We start from the raw sequence: 15,170 nt of genomic DNA on the forward strand, positions 1-15,170 counted from the left end.
CCCGGCCTCTCGCGTCGCCTGTCGGGGAATCGACCCCATATCTCTAAGCAACTGCTTAGCATGGTCGCGCGGGCGGCCGCTGTCAACGTCAGACGAGCCGCCCGGTGCGGTCGGTAGGCTTCGAGGAGTGCCACAGATTCCCGAGAAGATCCACGAGCTGACCGTCGGGCAGCTGTCCGCCCGCAGCGGCGCCGCCGTCTCCGCCCTGCACTTCTACGAGGCCAAGGGGCTGATCAGCAGCCGCCGCACCTCGGGCAACCAGCGCCGCTACACCCGTGACACCCTGCGCCGGGTCGCCTTCATCCGTGCCGCGCAGCGCGTCGGCATCCCGCTGGCCACGATCCGCGACGCCCTCGCCCAGCTTCCCGAGGAGCGCACCCCGACCCGCGAGGACTGGGCGCGGCTCTCGGAGACCTGGCGCTCGGAACTGGACGAGCGCATCAAGCAGCTCAACCGGCTGCGCGACCACCTCACCGACTGCATCGGCTGCGGCTGCCTGTCCCTGGAGAACTGCGTGCTGTCCAACCCCGACGACGTGTTCGGCGAACGACTGACCGGATCCCGCCTGATGGCGGAGCCGAAGCGCTGAAGCCCTACTCGAACTCGGTGCCGCCCTTGCGGGTCAGATACGCCGGGCTCACCGCCTTGGCGATCGCCCGGCCCCCGGTCACCGGGCTGTACCGCTCGCGGGCGGGCCGTACGACCACGCCCTCCCGCAGGTGCAGCCCCCTCCCGGAGACGGTCTCCCGCCCACTGGCCCACTCCAGTACCCGCTCGATGGCGAACGGCCCCTCGTACAACTGCGGTACCAGCGGCAGCTCCCCGTCGAGCAGACCGTCCGGGTCCAGCCACCGCACCGCCCCGTCGATCTCCGCGGACACGTCGAACACGGCGTACCCGAGCGCGTGGTCGCGGCGCCCGTCGGCCCCGTACGACAGGTCCTGTACGCCCTCGCCGTAGACCTCGCCGAAGATCCCGACCCGGCGCGCCCCGAGCTGCCGCGCGAGCCGGGCCGCCGCCTCGGCGACCCCGTGCGTCCGCACCGCGCGCCAGTAGAGGTTGCGCGCGTCCTCCTTCAGCGCCAGCGACTTGGCGCCGAAGCCCTTGGACGACACGTACACCCGCTCGTCGTCGGCCACGTAGGTCACCAGGCACGCGGTCCCGTGCAGCTTCTCCGTGAGCACCACCGGCTCGCCCGGCGCGAAGACGTCCGGATACCGCTGGATGTTCTCGATGTCGACCCACGGCAGCAGCTCGGGCGCGGACTCCACCTCGCCGCTCATCGTCGGCGGCACCGGCGGCACCCACTTGGTGATGCCGAGCAGCTCCGCGAAGTCCGTGCCGTCCTTCGCGGCCTGCGCCAGGTCCACCCCGGCCAGCGCCTTCGGCCGGCACACGATGCCCTGCGACAGCTCGCCGCGCAGCCGCACCGCCTTGACCCGGTTCGCCGCGCCGCCCGCCAGCCGCCCGGTCAGCCCCAGCTCCTCGATCAGTCCGGCGGGGAGCACGGCCTGCTCGGGGATGTACACGGCGGCCTCTCCCGTGCGGTACGCGCCCTTGGCGACGACTGCGCGGTACAGGCCCACCTGGGCCAGCTCCAGCGCGTCGGCGTCGGGATGCGCGTGCACGGTCAGCACCTCGGCGGTGACGCGAAGCGTCGACATCGGTAACTCCCTGCTCGATCAGCGGTGTTCATCACCTCCGACTCTCCACGACCGAAACCGCTGGATCGAACGAATTACCGCCTGCTAACGTCCCGCGCCCAAGGGGCGCGGGGAACTGCGCGAGCAACCCTCCACGCACCCGAACGGGTCGCCGCAGGCGTTTGAGGGGTGCGGGGAACTGCGCGAGCAACCACCCACGCACCCGCACACATCGCCGCAGGCGTTCAAGGGGCGCGGGGAACTGCGCGAGCAGCCACGACGAACCAGCACAGGCCGCAGCAGGCCCCCACGCCCGTTGCCCGACGGAGTCACCCGGCCCCCGAAGGAGTCACGTCGCCCCTCCGACGGAGTCACCCGGTCCCCGACGGAGTCACCCCGCCCCCGACGGAGTCACCCCGCTCACGCCGACACGAGCAGCCGGCCGAACCGGGCCTGCGTCAGGGCCTCCGGCGTGAGTACCGGCCGCGGCACCAGGATTCCGCAGTGAACGCAGACCGGCCCCGCCGAGGGCTCGTGATCCAGGCCGTACCGCCACACCAGCCTGGAGCCGTCGCACACCGGGCACGTCGCACCCGGCTCACGCTCCAGCGCCGCGATCAGCCGGCGCAGCACCTCCGCCAGCGGCTCGTGCGGGTGCACCCGTGGGTCGTCGCACCAGGCGACACCGAAACCGCCCCAGGTCATCCGGTGCCAGTCGTCCACGCTGCCCGGCCTGCGTAGCCCGTCGTGCTTCTCCTTCCTGCGCCGCTCGGCGAACTCCACCTCGTAGGCGAGCCAGACCGACCGCGCCTCCTCCAGCTCGCCCAGCGCGGCCACGAGCCGCGCCGGGTCCGCCGACCTGTCTTCAGGCCCGAACCCCCACCGGGTGCACAAGTGGTCCCAGGTCGCCCTGTGCCCGTACGGCGCGAACCGCTCGAGGCACTTGCGCAACGAGTAGCGCCGTAGCGCCAGATCGCTCCGCGGATCACGTACCTGTCTCGCCAGACTCCGGAAACCGGCCATCGCCTTGCACCTCCGTCACACCTGCACCTGTACTTCGGTCACGTCGGCGTCGTCGTGCGGACGTCGCCGAATAGACGTATCGACACGCGATTCGGCTCCATCCGTTTTCCGATGCCGTCCATAAGCGCCTCCCGCTTGACCACCGACTTCCCCCGGCCCGGCGGGAGTTGACCTCCAAACTTGACGCATGTTCATCTTCAAACGCGGGGATACCGCCGGTAACATCCGGCCAACCCCCACGTCGGTAGGAGCCGCCCATGTCTTGGCGCACCCCACGAAGCACGCTGGACAGACTGAGAACTCCCCGCAGATTCCCCGGGTTCCTGAAGACCGCCTCGGTATGCGTCCTCGTTGCCGGGCTTTTGTCACCCTTTTCCCAAACCGCGGTGGCGGCCCCCGACGCCACGGCCGCCAACGACCACTGCGGCGGCCAGTGTTCGGACATCCTGCCGCCCGGTGAGAACGGCAACGCCACCCTCGCGCAGATCCTGCTCAACCAGGCTTTCGGCACCCAGCCGAGCCACGCCGAGGACCAGCTCGGGCCCTACGCCAACCTGGCCACCGGCTACCCGTCGCTGACCACCGACAAGATCAACACCTTCTTCGCCGATGCCTCCTTCGGCGTCCCCGCCGACCAGGTCGCCTCCACCCTCCAACCGGCCGGCCGCACCGACGTCACGATCGTCCGCGACAAGAAGACGGGCGTGCCGCACATCACCGGCACCACCCGCTACGGCACCGAGTTCGGCGCCGGTTACGCCGCGGCCCAGGACCGGCTGTGGCTCATGGACGTCTTCCGCCACGTCGGACGAGGGCAGCTGACCTCATTCGCCGGCGGCGCCCCCTCCAACCAGGGCCTGGAACAGCAGTTCTGGCGCAACGCCCCGTACACCGAGGCCGAGCTGCAGGCCCAGATCGACCGCGCCGTCGCCGCCGCGGGGGCCCGCGGCCGGCAGGCCCTCGCGGACGTCGACGCCTACCTGGCCGGAGTCAACGCCTACATCGACGCCTCCGACAGCGGCCGCTACTTCCCCGGCGAGTACGTCCTGACAGGCCACAAGGACTCCATCACCAACGCCGGCACCATCGAGCACTTCAAGGTCACCGACATGGTCGCGCTGGCCTCCGTGATCGGCGCGCTGTTCGGCTCCGGCGGCGGCGGTGAGGTGAACAACGCGCTCTCCCTGCTCGCGGCCCAGGAGAAGTACGGCGCGGCGGAGGGCACCCGGGTGTGGGAGTCCTTCCGTGAGCGCAACGACCCCGAGGCCGTCCTCACCCTCCACAACGGCGAGCGTTTCCCCTACGCCACCCGCCCCGACGACCCGCAGGGCGAGGCCCTGCCCGACGCCGGCTCGGTCGCCGAGGAGCCGCTCGTCTTCGACCGCACCGGCAGCGCGGCCACGGCCGGCGCCGGCACGGCCTCGAAGACGGCCGCGAGCAGCGCCCTGTCCTCGGCCCGCCGGGGCATGTCGAACGCCCTCGTCGTCAGCGGCGCGCACACCGCGAGCGGTCACCCCGTCGCCGTGTTCGGCCCGCAGACCGGCTACTTCGCGCCTCAGCTGCTCATGCTCCAGGAGATCCAGGGCCCGGGCCTGAGCGCCCGCGGCGCCTCCTTCGCCGGTCTGAGCATGTACGTCGAACTCGGCCGGGGCCAGGACTACGCCTGGAGCGCCACCACGTCAGGCCAGGACATCATCGACACGTACGCCGTCGAGCTGTGCCAGGACGACCACCACTACCTCTACCGCGGCACCTGCACGGCGATGGACCAGGTCGAGCAGAAGAACGCCTGGAAGCCGACCGTCGCCGACGGCACCGCGGCCGGCTCCTACACGATGCGGGTGTGGCGCACCAAGTACGGGCCGGTGCAGTACCGGGCCACCGTGGGCGGCAAGAAGGTCGCCTACACCACCCTGCGCTCGTCCTACCTGCACGAGGCCGACTCCATCATCGGCTTCCAGATGCTCAACGATCCCGACTACGTCAAGGGGCCGAAGGACTTCCAGAGCGCGGTGCAGCACATCAACTACACCTTCAACTGGTTCTACGCCGACGCCGCGCACACCGCGTACTACAACAGCGGCGACAACCCGGTCCGCGCGAACGGCGTCGACGCCGACTTCCCGGTGTGGGCGCAGTCCGCCTACGAGTGGCGTGACTGGGAACCGGCGAGCAACACCGCTGCCTACACCCCGCCCTCCGCGCACCCCAACTCCGTCGATCAGGACTACTACATCTCCTGGAACAACAAGCAGGCCGCCGACTACGCGGCCGCACCCTGGGGCGAGGGGTCCGTGCACCGCGGCAACCTCCTCGACGACCGGGTGAAGAAGCTGGTCGCGGCCGGCGGCGTCACACGCGCGTCCCTGACCCGGGCGATGGCCGAGGCGGCCCTGACCGACCTGCGTGCCGAGGACGTCGTACCGGACCTGCTGAAGGTGATCGACCGCGCCCCGGTGAGCGACCCGACGGCCGCCGCGGCCGTCGAGAAGCTGCACAACTGGCTCTCCTCGGGAGCCCGGCGCACCGAGACCTCCGCCGGGTCGAAGACCTACGCCGACGCCGACGCGATCCGCGTCCTGGACGCCTGGTGGCCGCTGCTGGTGAAGGCCGAGTTCGAACCGGGCCTCGGCGCGGACCTGTACAGCGCCCTCAGCCGCAACCTGCCGATCGACGAGGCTCCCTCGGCCGGCCACGGCCCCACCGGGGCGCACGCCGGAAGCTCCTTCCAGTACGGCTGGTGGAGCTATGTCGACAAAGATGTCCGCGCGGTCCTCGGGGAGCCGGTGCGTGGCCCGCTGGCGCACACCTATTGCGGCGGCGGCGACCTCGGCGCCTGCCGTGACCTGCTCGTCAGCACGCTGAAGGAGGCAGCCGGCAAGACCGCCGCCCAGGTCTACCCGGGCGACGACCAGTGCTCCGCGGGCGACCAGTGGTGCGCGGACGCGATCGTCCAGCGCACGCTGGGCGGCATCAAGCACGGCAAGATCAGCTGGCAGAACCGGCCGACCTACCAGCAGGTCGTGGAGTTCACCTCACACCGGTGACGTCCTCAGGCGGCGGGCCGGGCGATCCGGCCCGCCGCCACCACGACCCGGGCCAGCTCGGGGTGCAGGATGTCGCCGTGGGCCCCGGCCGGCGGTCCGCCGTGGCAGACCACCGCCGCCGCGTCCACGTTCACACAGCCCGACGCGGGCAGCGGCCCGGACAGCGCCTCGGCGAGCGGCATCGCACGCGTGCCGGGCACCGCCTGAACCCCGTCGTAGCCCATCGCACCCCACTTCACGCCGAGCAGCTGCCCCACGCCGAACTCCTCCACCGCCCCCTGCGCGTCGCCCGCCATCCTCGACGCGAGCGGGTAGAACGTGCCGAGCGCCGTGTCGTGCCGGGAGTGACAGCACACGACGGGGCCGTCCACCCGGTGCTGCTGGCCCTGGAGCACCCCTCCCGCGCGCGCGTCGTACGGCAGCCGGGTGGCGAACGCGTAGTGCGAGAAGGCGCCCTGCAACAGCGTCACCGAGGCCACCGTGCGCACCCCGTCGGGCAGCCCGCGCAGCGCGAACGACACCAGCCGCCCGCCGAAGCTGTGCCCCACCAGATGCACCCGCACCCCGGGCACCGCGGCGGCCAGCTCCCCGACGACCCGCCCGAGCCCCCGCTCGCCGACGGTCCCCGCGCGTCGCTTCATCGCGTAGTACGTCGCCTGCCGCAGCAGCTCATGGGCCCCGTCCCAGGGGTTGGGCAGCGCGAACCCCTCGGCGCCCGCCAGCGCTTCCGCGAACTCGGCGCACACCTCGGCGGCCGGCCGCGTGAACATCGCCGGCTCGTCCTGCGGCACGCCTTCCGCCACCGTGTCGGCGGCGAACAGCGCCTGCGGGCCGGGCGCCACGACCTCCACCAGCAGCCGCACCAGCCGTCCGAACTCCGCGAGTTCCGCCTCGTCGCCCGGTTGCTGTTCCAGCAGCCGGCCGATCTGCTCGACGATCGGCGCCCGCCCGGGGAAGCTCTCCAGCAGCGCGTGCCGGGTGTCCTTGTCGAGCGCCGGGCGGCGTGCCGGCTCGGCGGCGAGTGCCCGCGGGAAGTTCGGGATCGGCTCGTCGGAGAACCGCATCGACGGCCAGATCACGCCCACGTACCCGGTCCGCGCGCCCGGCGTCAGCTGCGGAAAGGGCGCGAAGAAGCTGCTGTAGAGCCGGGTGGCGCCGGAGCGGTCGCTGTTCCAGCCGTGCGCGAAGACCACCAGGTCCCGCACCCGGCGCTCGGCCGCCTGGGCCAGCAGCCGGTCCCGCTCCGCGCGGTCGACGTCGCCGTCCGCGTCGAAGGTCAGCTCCCAGTACGGCGTCACACTCATCGCCGGCTCTGCCATGACGGACTCCTTCGTCCCCCCATGCGCTGCGCGTTGTGGCGCATCGTCCTGCGAAAGGGGGAGATTGGCCATACGTCACGGCACCACCCGTACGACGGTTTTTCCCGGGTACGGGTGGTTCACCGCTGCGGCTTCGTCACCGGTACGGCTCGGCCACCGGCACGGCCGCGTCACCGGTACAGCAGATACCGCTCCCGCACCCGCCGGAAGGCGGCCAGTTCGTCCTGCCAGCCCGCCACCACCGTGTCCGTGTCGGCGCCCGCGTCGATCGCCGTGCGCACCCCGGCGGAACCGGTCAGCTTGTCGATCCAGTTGTCGGAGCGCCAGGCGAAGCCGCTGAAGACCTGCCTGGCGGTCACCAGCAGGGCGATCCCGGTGCGCACCGGGTCGTAGGCCGCCCGGTCGTGCACATGGATCTGCACGCCGCCGATCGTCTTCCCCTGGAACTTGGAGAACGTCGGCGCGAAGTACGCCTCCCGGAAGCGCACCCCCGGCAGACCGAGGGCGTTCGCGGCCGCCGCCCAGCGCCCGTCCACGCCCTCGGCGCCCAGCAGTTCGAAGGGACGGGTCGTGCCGCGTCCTTCGGAGAGGTTGGTGCCCTCGAACAGGCAGGTGCCGGAGTAGACGAGCGCCGTGTCCGGTGTCGGCATGTTCGGGCTCGGCGGCACCCACGGCAGCCCCGCGGTGTCGTAGAACTCCGTCCGTTTCCAGCCGGTCATCGTCACCGTCTCCAGGGGCACCGGCGTGGTCAGGAACTCCCCGTTGAACAGCCGGGCCAGCTCCGCGACCGTCATGCCGTGCGCCTGCGCGATCGGCTGCCGGCCGACGAAGGTCGCGAACTCCCTGTGCAGTACCGGGCCGAGCGCGGCGCGTCCGGTGACCGGGTTGGGCCGGTCCAGCACCACGAACCGCTTCCCCGCGAGCTGGGCTGCCTCCATGCAGTCGTAGAGCGTCCAGATGTAGGTGTAGAAGCGGGCCCCCACGTCCTGGATGTCGAAGACGACCGTGTCCACGCCGGAGGCGGTGAACACGTCGGCGAGCGGCCGGCCGCTCTTGAGGTAGGTGTCGAACACCGGCAGCCCGGTCGCGGGGTCGTCGTAGCGGCCCTCGGAGCCACCGGCCTGGGCGGTGCCCCGGAAGCCGTGCTCGGGCCCGAAGACGGCCCGCAGGTCGACGCGGGGGTCGGCGTGCAGGACGTCGACGATGTGGCGGGCGTCCCGGGTGACGCCGGTCGGGTTGGTGACGATCCCGACGCGCTGCCCGGCCAGCAGGGCGTAGCCGTCGTCGGCGAGACGCTCGAAGCCGGTCCGTAACCGCCTGCGGTCAGCGGCCGCGATGGCGGGGGGAGCGGCGGCCAGTGACGTCGCCGCGGTCGTTGCTGCGAGGAGGGCTCGTCTGGAGAGGCGCATGGGGTGCACGGTAGGCGCTCCCGTCGCTCGTGGGGAGAGTGCGGGTGGCGGCGGGTCGCCCGCGTCCCGGGTGACCAGCCTTGCCCTTCCGCTCGACATACCGACCGGTTAGTGTGGCCGCATCGGGGGGAGCCGAGCCGCGTCGAAGGAGACCGATGGTGCAAGCCGTTCAGGGAGCTGGAGTGGTCGTCACGGGGGCCGGAGGCGGGATCGGGGCCGCGCTGGCCCGCCGCTTCGCCGCCGAGGGGGCCCGGGTCGTCGTCAACGACCTGGACGCCGCGAAGGCGCAGGCCGTCGCCGACGAGATCGGCGGTACCGCCGTTCCCGGCGACGCCTCCGCGATCGTCGAGGCGGCCCTGGACACGCTCGGCACGGTCGACGTCTACTGCGCCAACGCCGGCGTCGGCTCAGGCGGCTCGGAGGCGGCCGAGGAGAGCGTCTGGGAGCTCGCCTGGGACGTCAACGTCATGGCGCACGTGCGCGCCGCCCGCGCCCTCCTGCCGGGCTGGCTGGAGCGCGGCAGCGGCCGCTTCGTCTCCACCGTCTCCGCCGCCGGACTGCTCACCATGATCGGCGCCGCCCCCTACAGCGTCACCAAGCACGGCGCCTACGCCTTCGCCGAATGGCTGTCGCTGACCTACCGCCACCGCGGGATCAAGGTGCACGCCATCTGCCCGCAGGGCGTGCGCACCGACATGCTCTCCGCCACCGGAAGCGCCGGCGACCTGGTCCTGAAGCCCACCGCGATCGAACCGGACGACGTCGCCGACGCGCTGTTCAAGGGCATCGAGGAGGACCGCTTCCTCATCCTTCCGCACCCCGAGGTCGCCGGGTACTACCAGGCGCGGGCCGCAGACCCCGACCGCTGGCTGGGGAACATGAACCACCTCCAGCGCAAGTGGGAGGCGGCGCAGTGACCGATTCGCGGTATGCGGCCAAGCCCTGGCTGGCCCTCCTCAGCGACGCCCAGAAGGCCCCGGTCGAGCCGGCCGACTCCCTGGTGCACGCCCTGCGCCGGGCCGTCGTCGAGACCCCGGAGCGCACCTTCCTGGCCTACTTCGACGGCCGGCTCACCTACCGCGAGGCCGACGCGCTCAGCGACTCCGTCGCCGGGCACCTCGCCGCGCGAGGTCTGGAGCCGGGGGAGCGGGTGGCGGTCCTGCTGCAGAACTCGCCGCACTTCGTGCTCGCCGTGCTGGGCGCATGGAAGGCCGGCGCGGTCGTCGTCCCCGTCAACCCGATGTACAAGTCCGGCGAGGTGTCCCACATCCTGCGGGACGCCGAGGTGGCGGCGCTGGTGTGCGCCGACCGGGCGTGGGAGGCGTATATGCGCGACACGGCCGCGGACTCGCCGGTGCGGATCGCGCTGACGGCGTGCGAGCTGGACTTCCAGACCGAGAACGACGCGCGCGTGCTGTCCTTCGAACGGCTGCCGAAGGCCCCGGACGCCGACGACCTGACCGCCGTCGCCCGCGCCGGCCACCGGGCGCCCGAGGGCCGCGATCCCGCACCCGACGGCATCGCCCTGATCAGCTACACCTCCGGCACCAGCGGTACCCCCAAGGGCGCCACCAACACGCACGGCAACATCATGTACAACGCCGAGCGGCAGAGCACCGGGCTCGGTCTGCCCGAGGAACCCGTGTACTTCGCGCTGGCGCCCCTGTTCCACATCACCGGCATGGTCTGCGAGTTCGGCGCCTGCCTGAACAGCGCGGGCACGCTGGTGCTGGCCTACCGCTTCGAGGCGGGCGTCGTCCTCGACGCGTTCGCCGCGCACCGCCCGCACTACACCGTCGGCCCGTCGACCGCGTTCATGGCGCTGGCCGCCCACCCCTCCTGCACCCGTGAGCACTTCGCGTCCTTCACCGTCATCTCCTCCGGCGGCGCCCCGCTGCCGCCGGCGCTGGTGGAGAAGTTCCGGGCGGGCTTCGGCCCGTACATCCGCAACGGCTACGGCCTCACGGAGTGCACCGCCCCCTGCGCCTCCGTGCCGCCGGGCCTTCAGGCGCCCGTCGACCCGGCCTCCGGGACCCTCGCGGTCGGCCTGCCCGGCCCCGACACCGTCGTGCGGATCGTCGACGAGCGCGGCGAGGATGTGCCGTTCGGCGAGCAGGGCGAGATCGCCGTGCGCGGGCCGCAGGTCGTCCCCGGGTACTGGCGCCGTCCCGACGCCACCGCCGAGACCTTCCCCGGCGGCGAGCTGCGCACCGGCGACATCGGCTTCATGGACGAGCAGGGCTGGCTGTACGTCGTCGACCGCAAGAAGGACATGATCAACGCGTCCGGTTTCAAGGTGTGGCCGCGCGAGGTCGAGGACGTGCTCTACACCCACCCGGCCGTCCGTGAGGCCGCCGTGGTCGGTGTGCCCGACGGCTACCGCGGCGAGACCGTGCGTGCCTACATCAGCCTGCGCCCGGGCGCCGAGACCGACCCGGGTGAACTCGCCGCGTACTGCAAGGAGAGACTGGCCGCCTACAAATACCCTCGGCAGGTCGAGATCCTGCCCGACTTGCCCAAGACGGCAAGTGGCAAGATCCTCCGTCGGGAACTGCGTTCCCGCGCACGAGACAGCCAGTAGACACACGGAAAGGCAGGTGGCGGCAGTGCCCAGGACGACGGACAAAGACGGCACCCCGGTGCCGCAGCGGCTCCTGGCCGCCGCCACCCGGCTCTTCGCCGAGCAGGGATACGACCGCACCTCGGTGCAGGAGATCGTCGAGGCGGCAGGCGTCACCAAGGGGGCGCTGTACCACTACTTCGGCTCCAAGGACGACCTGCTGCACGAGGTGTACGCGCGCGTGCTGCGCGTCCAGCAGGAACGTCTCGACCACTTCGCCGGGCTGGACGCGCCGGTGGACGAGCGGCTGCGCGGCGCGGCGGCGGACGTCGTGGTGACCACCATCGAGAACCTCGACGACGCGTCGATCTTCTTCCGGTCGATGCACCACCTCAGCCCGGAGAAGAACAAGCAGGTGCGCGTCGAGCGCCGCCGCTACCACGAACGCTTCCGCGCGCTCATCGAGGAGGGCCAGCGCGAGGGCGTCTTCTCCACGGCGACCCCGGCCGACCTCGTCGTGGACTACCACTTCGGCTCGGTCCACCACCTGTCGACCTGGTACCGCCCCGACGGCCCGCTCACCCCGCAGGAGGTCGCCGGCCACCTGGCCGACCTGCTGCTGCGGGCACTGCGCCCGTGAGACGCCCTGCCGTCCCGGCTGCTCCGCCCGTGAGCTGACGGCCCGCCTCGGGCGCTCGGCCGGTGAGGTGACGGGTGAGGGCCGCGGCCGCCGGATTCCGCGGCTGCGGCACCCGCCCCGCCAGCACCACCGTGCGGCCGGGCTCCGGCTGCCGTATCCGCACACACGGCAGCCCGGCCCGCTCCCCGATGGCCCGGGGCACGAAGGCGACCCCGATCCCGGCCCGCACCAGGTCCACGAGCAGCCCGATCTGCGTGACGTCACAGGTGATACGGCGGTCCAGCCCGCAGTGAGCGGCCAGGCGCCGTACCGCCGTCTCCAGGCCCGTCCCGGCCCGGAAGTCGACGAACGGCTCGTCGGCGAGGTCCTTGATGAGCGTGCGGCCGGCCCGGGCGAGCGGGTGCCCCGGCGCGGTGATCAGCACCAGCTCCTCCTGCCACGACGCGTACGCGCTGAGCCCCTCGGGCAACTCCCGCGCGTCCGGGGCCAGGAAGGCCAGATCCAGTTCCCCCGCCCGCAGCGCGTCGGTCAGCTCACCGACGGGCGCGTCCCGCACGGACACCTGTACGCCGGGGAACTCCTGGTGGAAAGCCGCCAGTTCGGCGGGCAGGTCGACGCAGGTCAGCGTCTGGATGGTGCCGACCGACACCCGGCCGGTGGCCAGTCCCGCCACGGCGGCCACCGCGTCCCGCGCGGCCTCGGCACCGGCGAGCAGCGCACGCGCCTGCGGCAGCAGGGCACGTCCCGCCTCGGTGAGCACCACCCGGCGGCCCGTCCGCTCGAACAGGTCGGCGCCCAGCTCCCGTTCGAGATTCCGGATCGAGGTGCTGAGCGCCGACTGCACGATGAGTTCGGCCCGGGCGGCGGCCGTGAAACTGCCCTCGGTCACCACCGCCATGAAGTGGCGGAGCTGGCGGATCTCCATCCATCCATTCTAGAGATGGGTGCCAGCGAAACCATCTGTTGGACCGGTGGGAGGCCGGCGCGCCACGCTGGACGCATGACACGCAGACCCTCTCTTCTCCACCGGCTCCTGTCGTTCCTCCAGGCCCTCGCCCGCGAGGACCACCACTACTCCGGCGGCTACTAGAGGTACTTCTTCAGCTCCCGCCGCGCCAGCGAGCGCTGGTGGACCTCGTCCGGGCCGTCGGCGAGCATCAGGGTGCGGGCGCCGGCGTACAGCTCGGCCAGCGGGAAGTCCTGGCTCACCCCGCCCGCGCCGTGCAGCTGGATCGCCCGGTCCAGGATGGAGACCACCGCACGCGGCGTGGCGATCTTGATGGCCTGGATCTCCGTGTGCGCGCCCCGGTTGCCGACGGTGTCCATCAGCCAGGCCGTCTTCAGCACCAGCAGCCGCAGCTGCTCCACCGTCACGCGGGCGTCGGCGATCCAGTTCTGGACCACGCCCTGCTGGGCCAGCGGCTTGCCGAAGGCGGTGCGGCCGACGGCCCGCTTGCACATCAGCTCGATGGCCCGCTCGGCCATGCCGATCAGCCGCATGCAGTGGTGGATACGGCCGGGACCGAGCCGGGCCTGGGCGATGGCGAAGCCGCCGCCCTCCTCGCCGATCAGATTGGTCACCGGCACGCGCGCGTGGTCGAAGATCACCTCGGCGTGCCCGCCGTGGTAGTGGTCCTCGTACCCGAAGACCTGCATCGCGCGCTTGACGGTGACGCCGGGGGTGTCGCGCGGGACCAGGACCATGGACTGCTGGCGGCGGATGTCCTCGCCGTCCGGGTCGGTCTTGCCCATCACGATGAAGATCTTGCAGCGTGGGTCCATCGCGCCGGAGATGTACCACTTGCGCCCGGTGATGACGTACTCGTCGCCGTCCCGCTCGATGTGCGTGGTGATGTTGGTGGCGTCCGAGGAGGCCACCTCCGGCTCGGTCATCGCGAACGCCGAGCGGATCTCCCCGGCAAGCAGCGGCTCCAGCCACTGCTTCTTCTGCTGCTCGTCACCGAACTGCGTGAGCACCTCCATGTTGCCGGTGTCCGGCGCGGCGCAGTTGGTCGCGGTGGGCGCCAGCTGCGGGGAGCGGCCGGTGATCTCGGCGAGCGGCGCGTACTGGAGGTTGGTCAGCCCGGCGCCGTACTCCGTGTCCGGCAGGAACAGGTTCCACAGGCCCTGGCGGCGGGCCTCGGCCTTGAGGTCCTCGACCACCTGCGGGGTGTCCCACGGCGAGGAGAGCGCGGCCCGCTGCTCCTCGGCCACCGCCTCGGCCGGGTAGACGTACTCGTCCATGAAGGCGAGCAGTTTCGCGCGCAGTTCCTCGGTGCGTGCGTCGAACGCGAAGTCCATGGCCTACTCGCCCTTCTTGAGAGTCGTCAGTCCGTGCTCGATGAAGACCGGGACCAGTTCGCCGATGCGGTCGAAGCCGCGACCGACCGTCTGGCCCAGGGTGTAGCGGTAGTGGATGCCCTCGAGGATGACGGCGAGCTTGAACCACGCGAACGCCGTGTACCAGTCCACCGCCGACACGTCGCGCCCCGAGCGCGCGGCGTACCGCTCGATCAGTTCCCGCGGCGCCGGGTGGCCCGGGGCCTGCGCGGTGGTGGAGACCGGGGAGTCCGGCATCCCCAGCGGCCGGCTGTACATCACCAGCAGGCCCAGGTCGGTGAGCGGGTCGCCGAGCGTGGACATCTCCCAGTCGAGCACCGCCTTGATCCGGTCGGCGCCTTCGTTCGTCTCCGGGGCGCTCCCCGCCGGTGCCGAGGGTCCGATCAGGACGTTGTCCAGCCGGAAGTCGCCGTGCACGACCGTCGGTGCGGGGGAGCGGGGCAGCTCCCGGCCGAGCGCGGCGTGCAGCTCGTCGATGCCGGGCAGCTCGCGGTTGCGGGAGGCGTCCAGCTGCTTGCCCCAGCGGCGCAGCTGACGGTCGAGGAAGCCCTCCGGGCGGCCGAAGTCGCCGAGGCCGACCTCATCGGGGTCCACGTCGTGCAGGTCGACGAGGGTGTCGACGAGCGAGAGCACCGCCTGCCGGGTGCGCTCCGGGCCGAGCGACTCGAGCTGTTCGGCGGTGCGGTACGGGGTGCCCTCGACGAACTCCATGACGTAGAAGGGCGCGCCGAGCACCTCCTCGTCCTCGCACAGCAGCAGCGGCTCGGGCACCGGCACCTTCGTCGGGTGCAGCGCGCTGATCACCCGGTGCTCGCGCTTCATGTCGTGCGCGGTGGCCAGCACATGGCCGAGCGGGGGCCGGCGTACGACCCACTGCTCTGTGCCGTCGCCGACCAGATACGTGAGATTCGACCGTCCGCCCTCGACCAGCCGGCCGGTCAGGGGACCGGTCACCAGGCCGGGCCGCTCGCGCTCCAGCAGACCGCGCAGCCGGTCGAGATCGAGACCGGGCGGGTGGTCGGGGCTCATCGTCGCTCCTACAGGCAGGTGAACGTGACGTACCCCATCATGCTGACCGGTCGGTATGTCGTCCAGTGCCCGAGCCGAACGTGATCGGTGCCACGATAGTCAACGGCCCCCGCCGCGCACCCGCGCACGCGTGGTCCATCCGGGCTTGCGCGGCGCCCGG

General features: G+C 71.8%; 12 protein-coding genes. 5 read left to right on the forward strand and 7 right to left on the reverse strand.

The window, feature by feature from the left end; genetic code table 11:
* Positions 1-127 precede the first annotated feature (127 nt).
* Positions 128-589, forward strand: coding sequence for a redox-sensitive transcriptional activator SoxR (soxR, locus tag ACZ67Q_RS32850; RefSeq protein ID WP_363266854.1), 462 nt, complete (start codon positions 128-130; stop codon positions 587-589).
* A 4-nt stretch (positions 590-593) separates the two neighbouring features.
* Here soxR and ACZ67Q_RS32855 read toward each other — a convergent pair whose 3' ends face one another.
* Positions 594-1,664 carry an RNA ligase (ATP) gene (locus tag ACZ67Q_RS32855; RefSeq protein WP_471189647.1) on the reverse strand — a complete coding sequence of 357 codons (1,071 nt, stop codon included), beginning with the start codon at positions 1,662-1,664 and terminating at the stop codon, positions 594-596.
* A 399-nt stretch (positions 1,665-2,063) separates the two neighbouring features.
* Complete coding sequence (locus ACZ67Q_RS32860; RefSeq protein ID WP_471189649.1) at positions 2,064-2,666, reverse strand: hypothetical protein; 603 nt, start codon at positions 2,664-2,666, stop codon at positions 2,064-2,066.
* A 257-nt stretch (positions 2,667-2,923) separates the two neighbouring features.
* Here ACZ67Q_RS32860 and ACZ67Q_RS32865 point away from each other — a divergent pair, with 257 nt between their 5' ends.
* Entirely contained in the window at positions 2,924-5,713 is a 2,790-nt protein-coding gene (locus tag ACZ67Q_RS32865; RefSeq protein WP_471189651.1) for a penicillin acylase family protein, read from the forward strand.
* A gap of 5 nt (positions 5,714-5,718) precedes the next feature.
* Here the strand turns inward: ACZ67Q_RS32865 and ACZ67Q_RS32870 are convergent, their stop codons facing one another.
* The gene (locus ACZ67Q_RS32870) at positions 5,719-7,032 is read right to left on the reverse strand and encodes a serine-threonine protein kinase (RefSeq protein WP_471189653.1); all 1,314 of its coding nucleotides are present in this window, start codon (positions 7,030-7,032) and stop codon (positions 5,719-5,721) included.
* Positions 7,033-7,202: 170 nt separating this feature from the next.
* Positions 7,203-8,441, reverse strand: a complete 1,239-nt coding sequence (locus ACZ67Q_RS32875; RefSeq protein ID WP_471189655.1) for an exo-beta-N-acetylmuramidase NamZ family protein — start codon at positions 8,439-8,441, stop codon at positions 7,203-7,205.
* 155 nt (positions 8,442-8,596) lie between these two features.
* Between ACZ67Q_RS32875 and ACZ67Q_RS32880 the strand changes: the two genes are divergently transcribed.
* From ACZ67Q_RS32880 to ACZ67Q_RS32890, 3 genes are read left to right on the forward strand one after another with little or no spacing between them, the layout of a single operon-like run.
* Positions 8,597-9,358, forward strand: coding sequence for an SDR family oxidoreductase (locus ACZ67Q_RS32880; RefSeq protein ID WP_471189657.1), 762 nt, complete (start codon positions 8,597-8,599; stop codon positions 9,356-9,358).
* Positions 9,355-11,022, forward strand: a complete 1,668-nt coding sequence (locus ACZ67Q_RS32885; protein ID WP_471189659.1) for a class I adenylate-forming enzyme family protein — start codon at positions 9,355-9,357, stop codon at positions 11,020-11,022. The genes ACZ67Q_RS32880 and ACZ67Q_RS32885 overlap by 4 nt, the downstream gene beginning before the upstream one ends.
* Before the next feature lie 25 nt (positions 11,023-11,047).
* Positions 11,048-11,641 (forward strand): TetR/AcrR family transcriptional regulator, encoded by a 594-nt coding sequence (locus tag ACZ67Q_RS32890; protein WP_471189661.1) that lies wholly within the window; start codon positions 11,048-11,050, stop codon positions 11,639-11,641.
* Here ACZ67Q_RS32890 and ACZ67Q_RS32895 read toward each other — a convergent pair.
* From ACZ67Q_RS32895 to ACZ67Q_RS32905, 3 genes are all read right to left on the reverse strand, one after another.
* Positions 11,580-12,566 carry a LysR family transcriptional regulator gene (locus ACZ67Q_RS32895; protein WP_471189663.1) on the reverse strand — a complete coding sequence of 329 codons (987 nt, stop codon included), beginning with the start codon at positions 12,564-12,566 and terminating at the stop codon, positions 11,580-11,582. The genes ACZ67Q_RS32890 and ACZ67Q_RS32895 overlap by 62 nt on opposite strands.
* Positions 12,567-12,727: 161 nt before the next feature.
* Positions 12,728-13,942, reverse strand: coding sequence for an acyl-CoA dehydrogenase (locus tag ACZ67Q_RS32900; RefSeq protein ID WP_471189665.1), 1,215 nt, complete (start codon positions 13,940-13,942; stop codon positions 12,728-12,730).
* 3 nt (positions 13,943-13,945) lie between these two features.
* The gene (locus ACZ67Q_RS32905) at positions 13,946-15,010 is read right to left on the reverse strand and encodes a phosphotransferase family protein (protein ID WP_471189666.1); all 1,065 of its coding nucleotides are present in this window, start codon (positions 15,008-15,010) and stop codon (positions 13,946-13,948) included.
* Between the last annotated feature and the right edge of the window lie 160 nt (positions 15,011-15,170).

The sequence above is a fragment of the Streptomyces sp. NPDC036813 genome (assembly GCF_055609245.1).

What these genes read in the sequence shown, in the direction of transcription:
- ACZ67Q_RS32855 (WP_471189647.1), bottom strand. Translation starts at nt 1,664, where the DNA reads ATGTCGACGCTTCGCGTCACCGCCGAGGTGCTGACCGTGCACGCGCAT.
- ACZ67Q_RS32860 (WP_471189649.1), bottom strand. Translation starts at nt 2,666, where the DNA reads ATGGCCGGTTTCCGGAGTCTGGCGAGACAGGTACGTGATCCGCGGAGC.
- ACZ67Q_RS32865 (WP_471189651.1), top strand. Translation starts at nt 2,924, where the DNA reads ATGTCTTGGCGCACCCCACGAAGCACGCTGGACAGACTGAGAACTCCC.
- ACZ67Q_RS32870 (WP_471189653.1), bottom strand. Translation starts at nt 7,032, where the DNA reads ATGGCAGAGCCGGCGATGAGTGTGACGCCGTACTGGGAGCTGACCTTC.
- ACZ67Q_RS32875 (WP_471189655.1), bottom strand. Translation starts at nt 8,441, where the DNA reads ATGCGCCTCTCCAGACGAGCCCTCCTCGCAGCAACGACCGCGGCGACG.
- ACZ67Q_RS32880 (WP_471189657.1), top strand. Translation starts at nt 8,597, where the DNA reads ATGGTGCAAGCCGTTCAGGGAGCTGGAGTGGTCGTCACGGGGGCCGGA.
- ACZ67Q_RS32895 (WP_471189663.1), bottom strand. Translation starts at nt 12,566, where the DNA reads ATGGAGATCCGCCAGCTCCGCCACTTCATGGCGGTGGTGACCGAGGGC.
- ACZ67Q_RS32900 (WP_471189665.1), bottom strand. Translation starts at nt 13,942, where the DNA reads ATGGACTTCGCGTTCGACGCACGCACCGAGGAACTGCGCGCGAAACTG.
- ACZ67Q_RS32905 (WP_471189666.1), bottom strand. Translation starts at nt 15,010, where the DNA reads ATGAGCCCCGACCACCCGCCCGGTCTCGATCTCGACCGGCTGCGCGGT.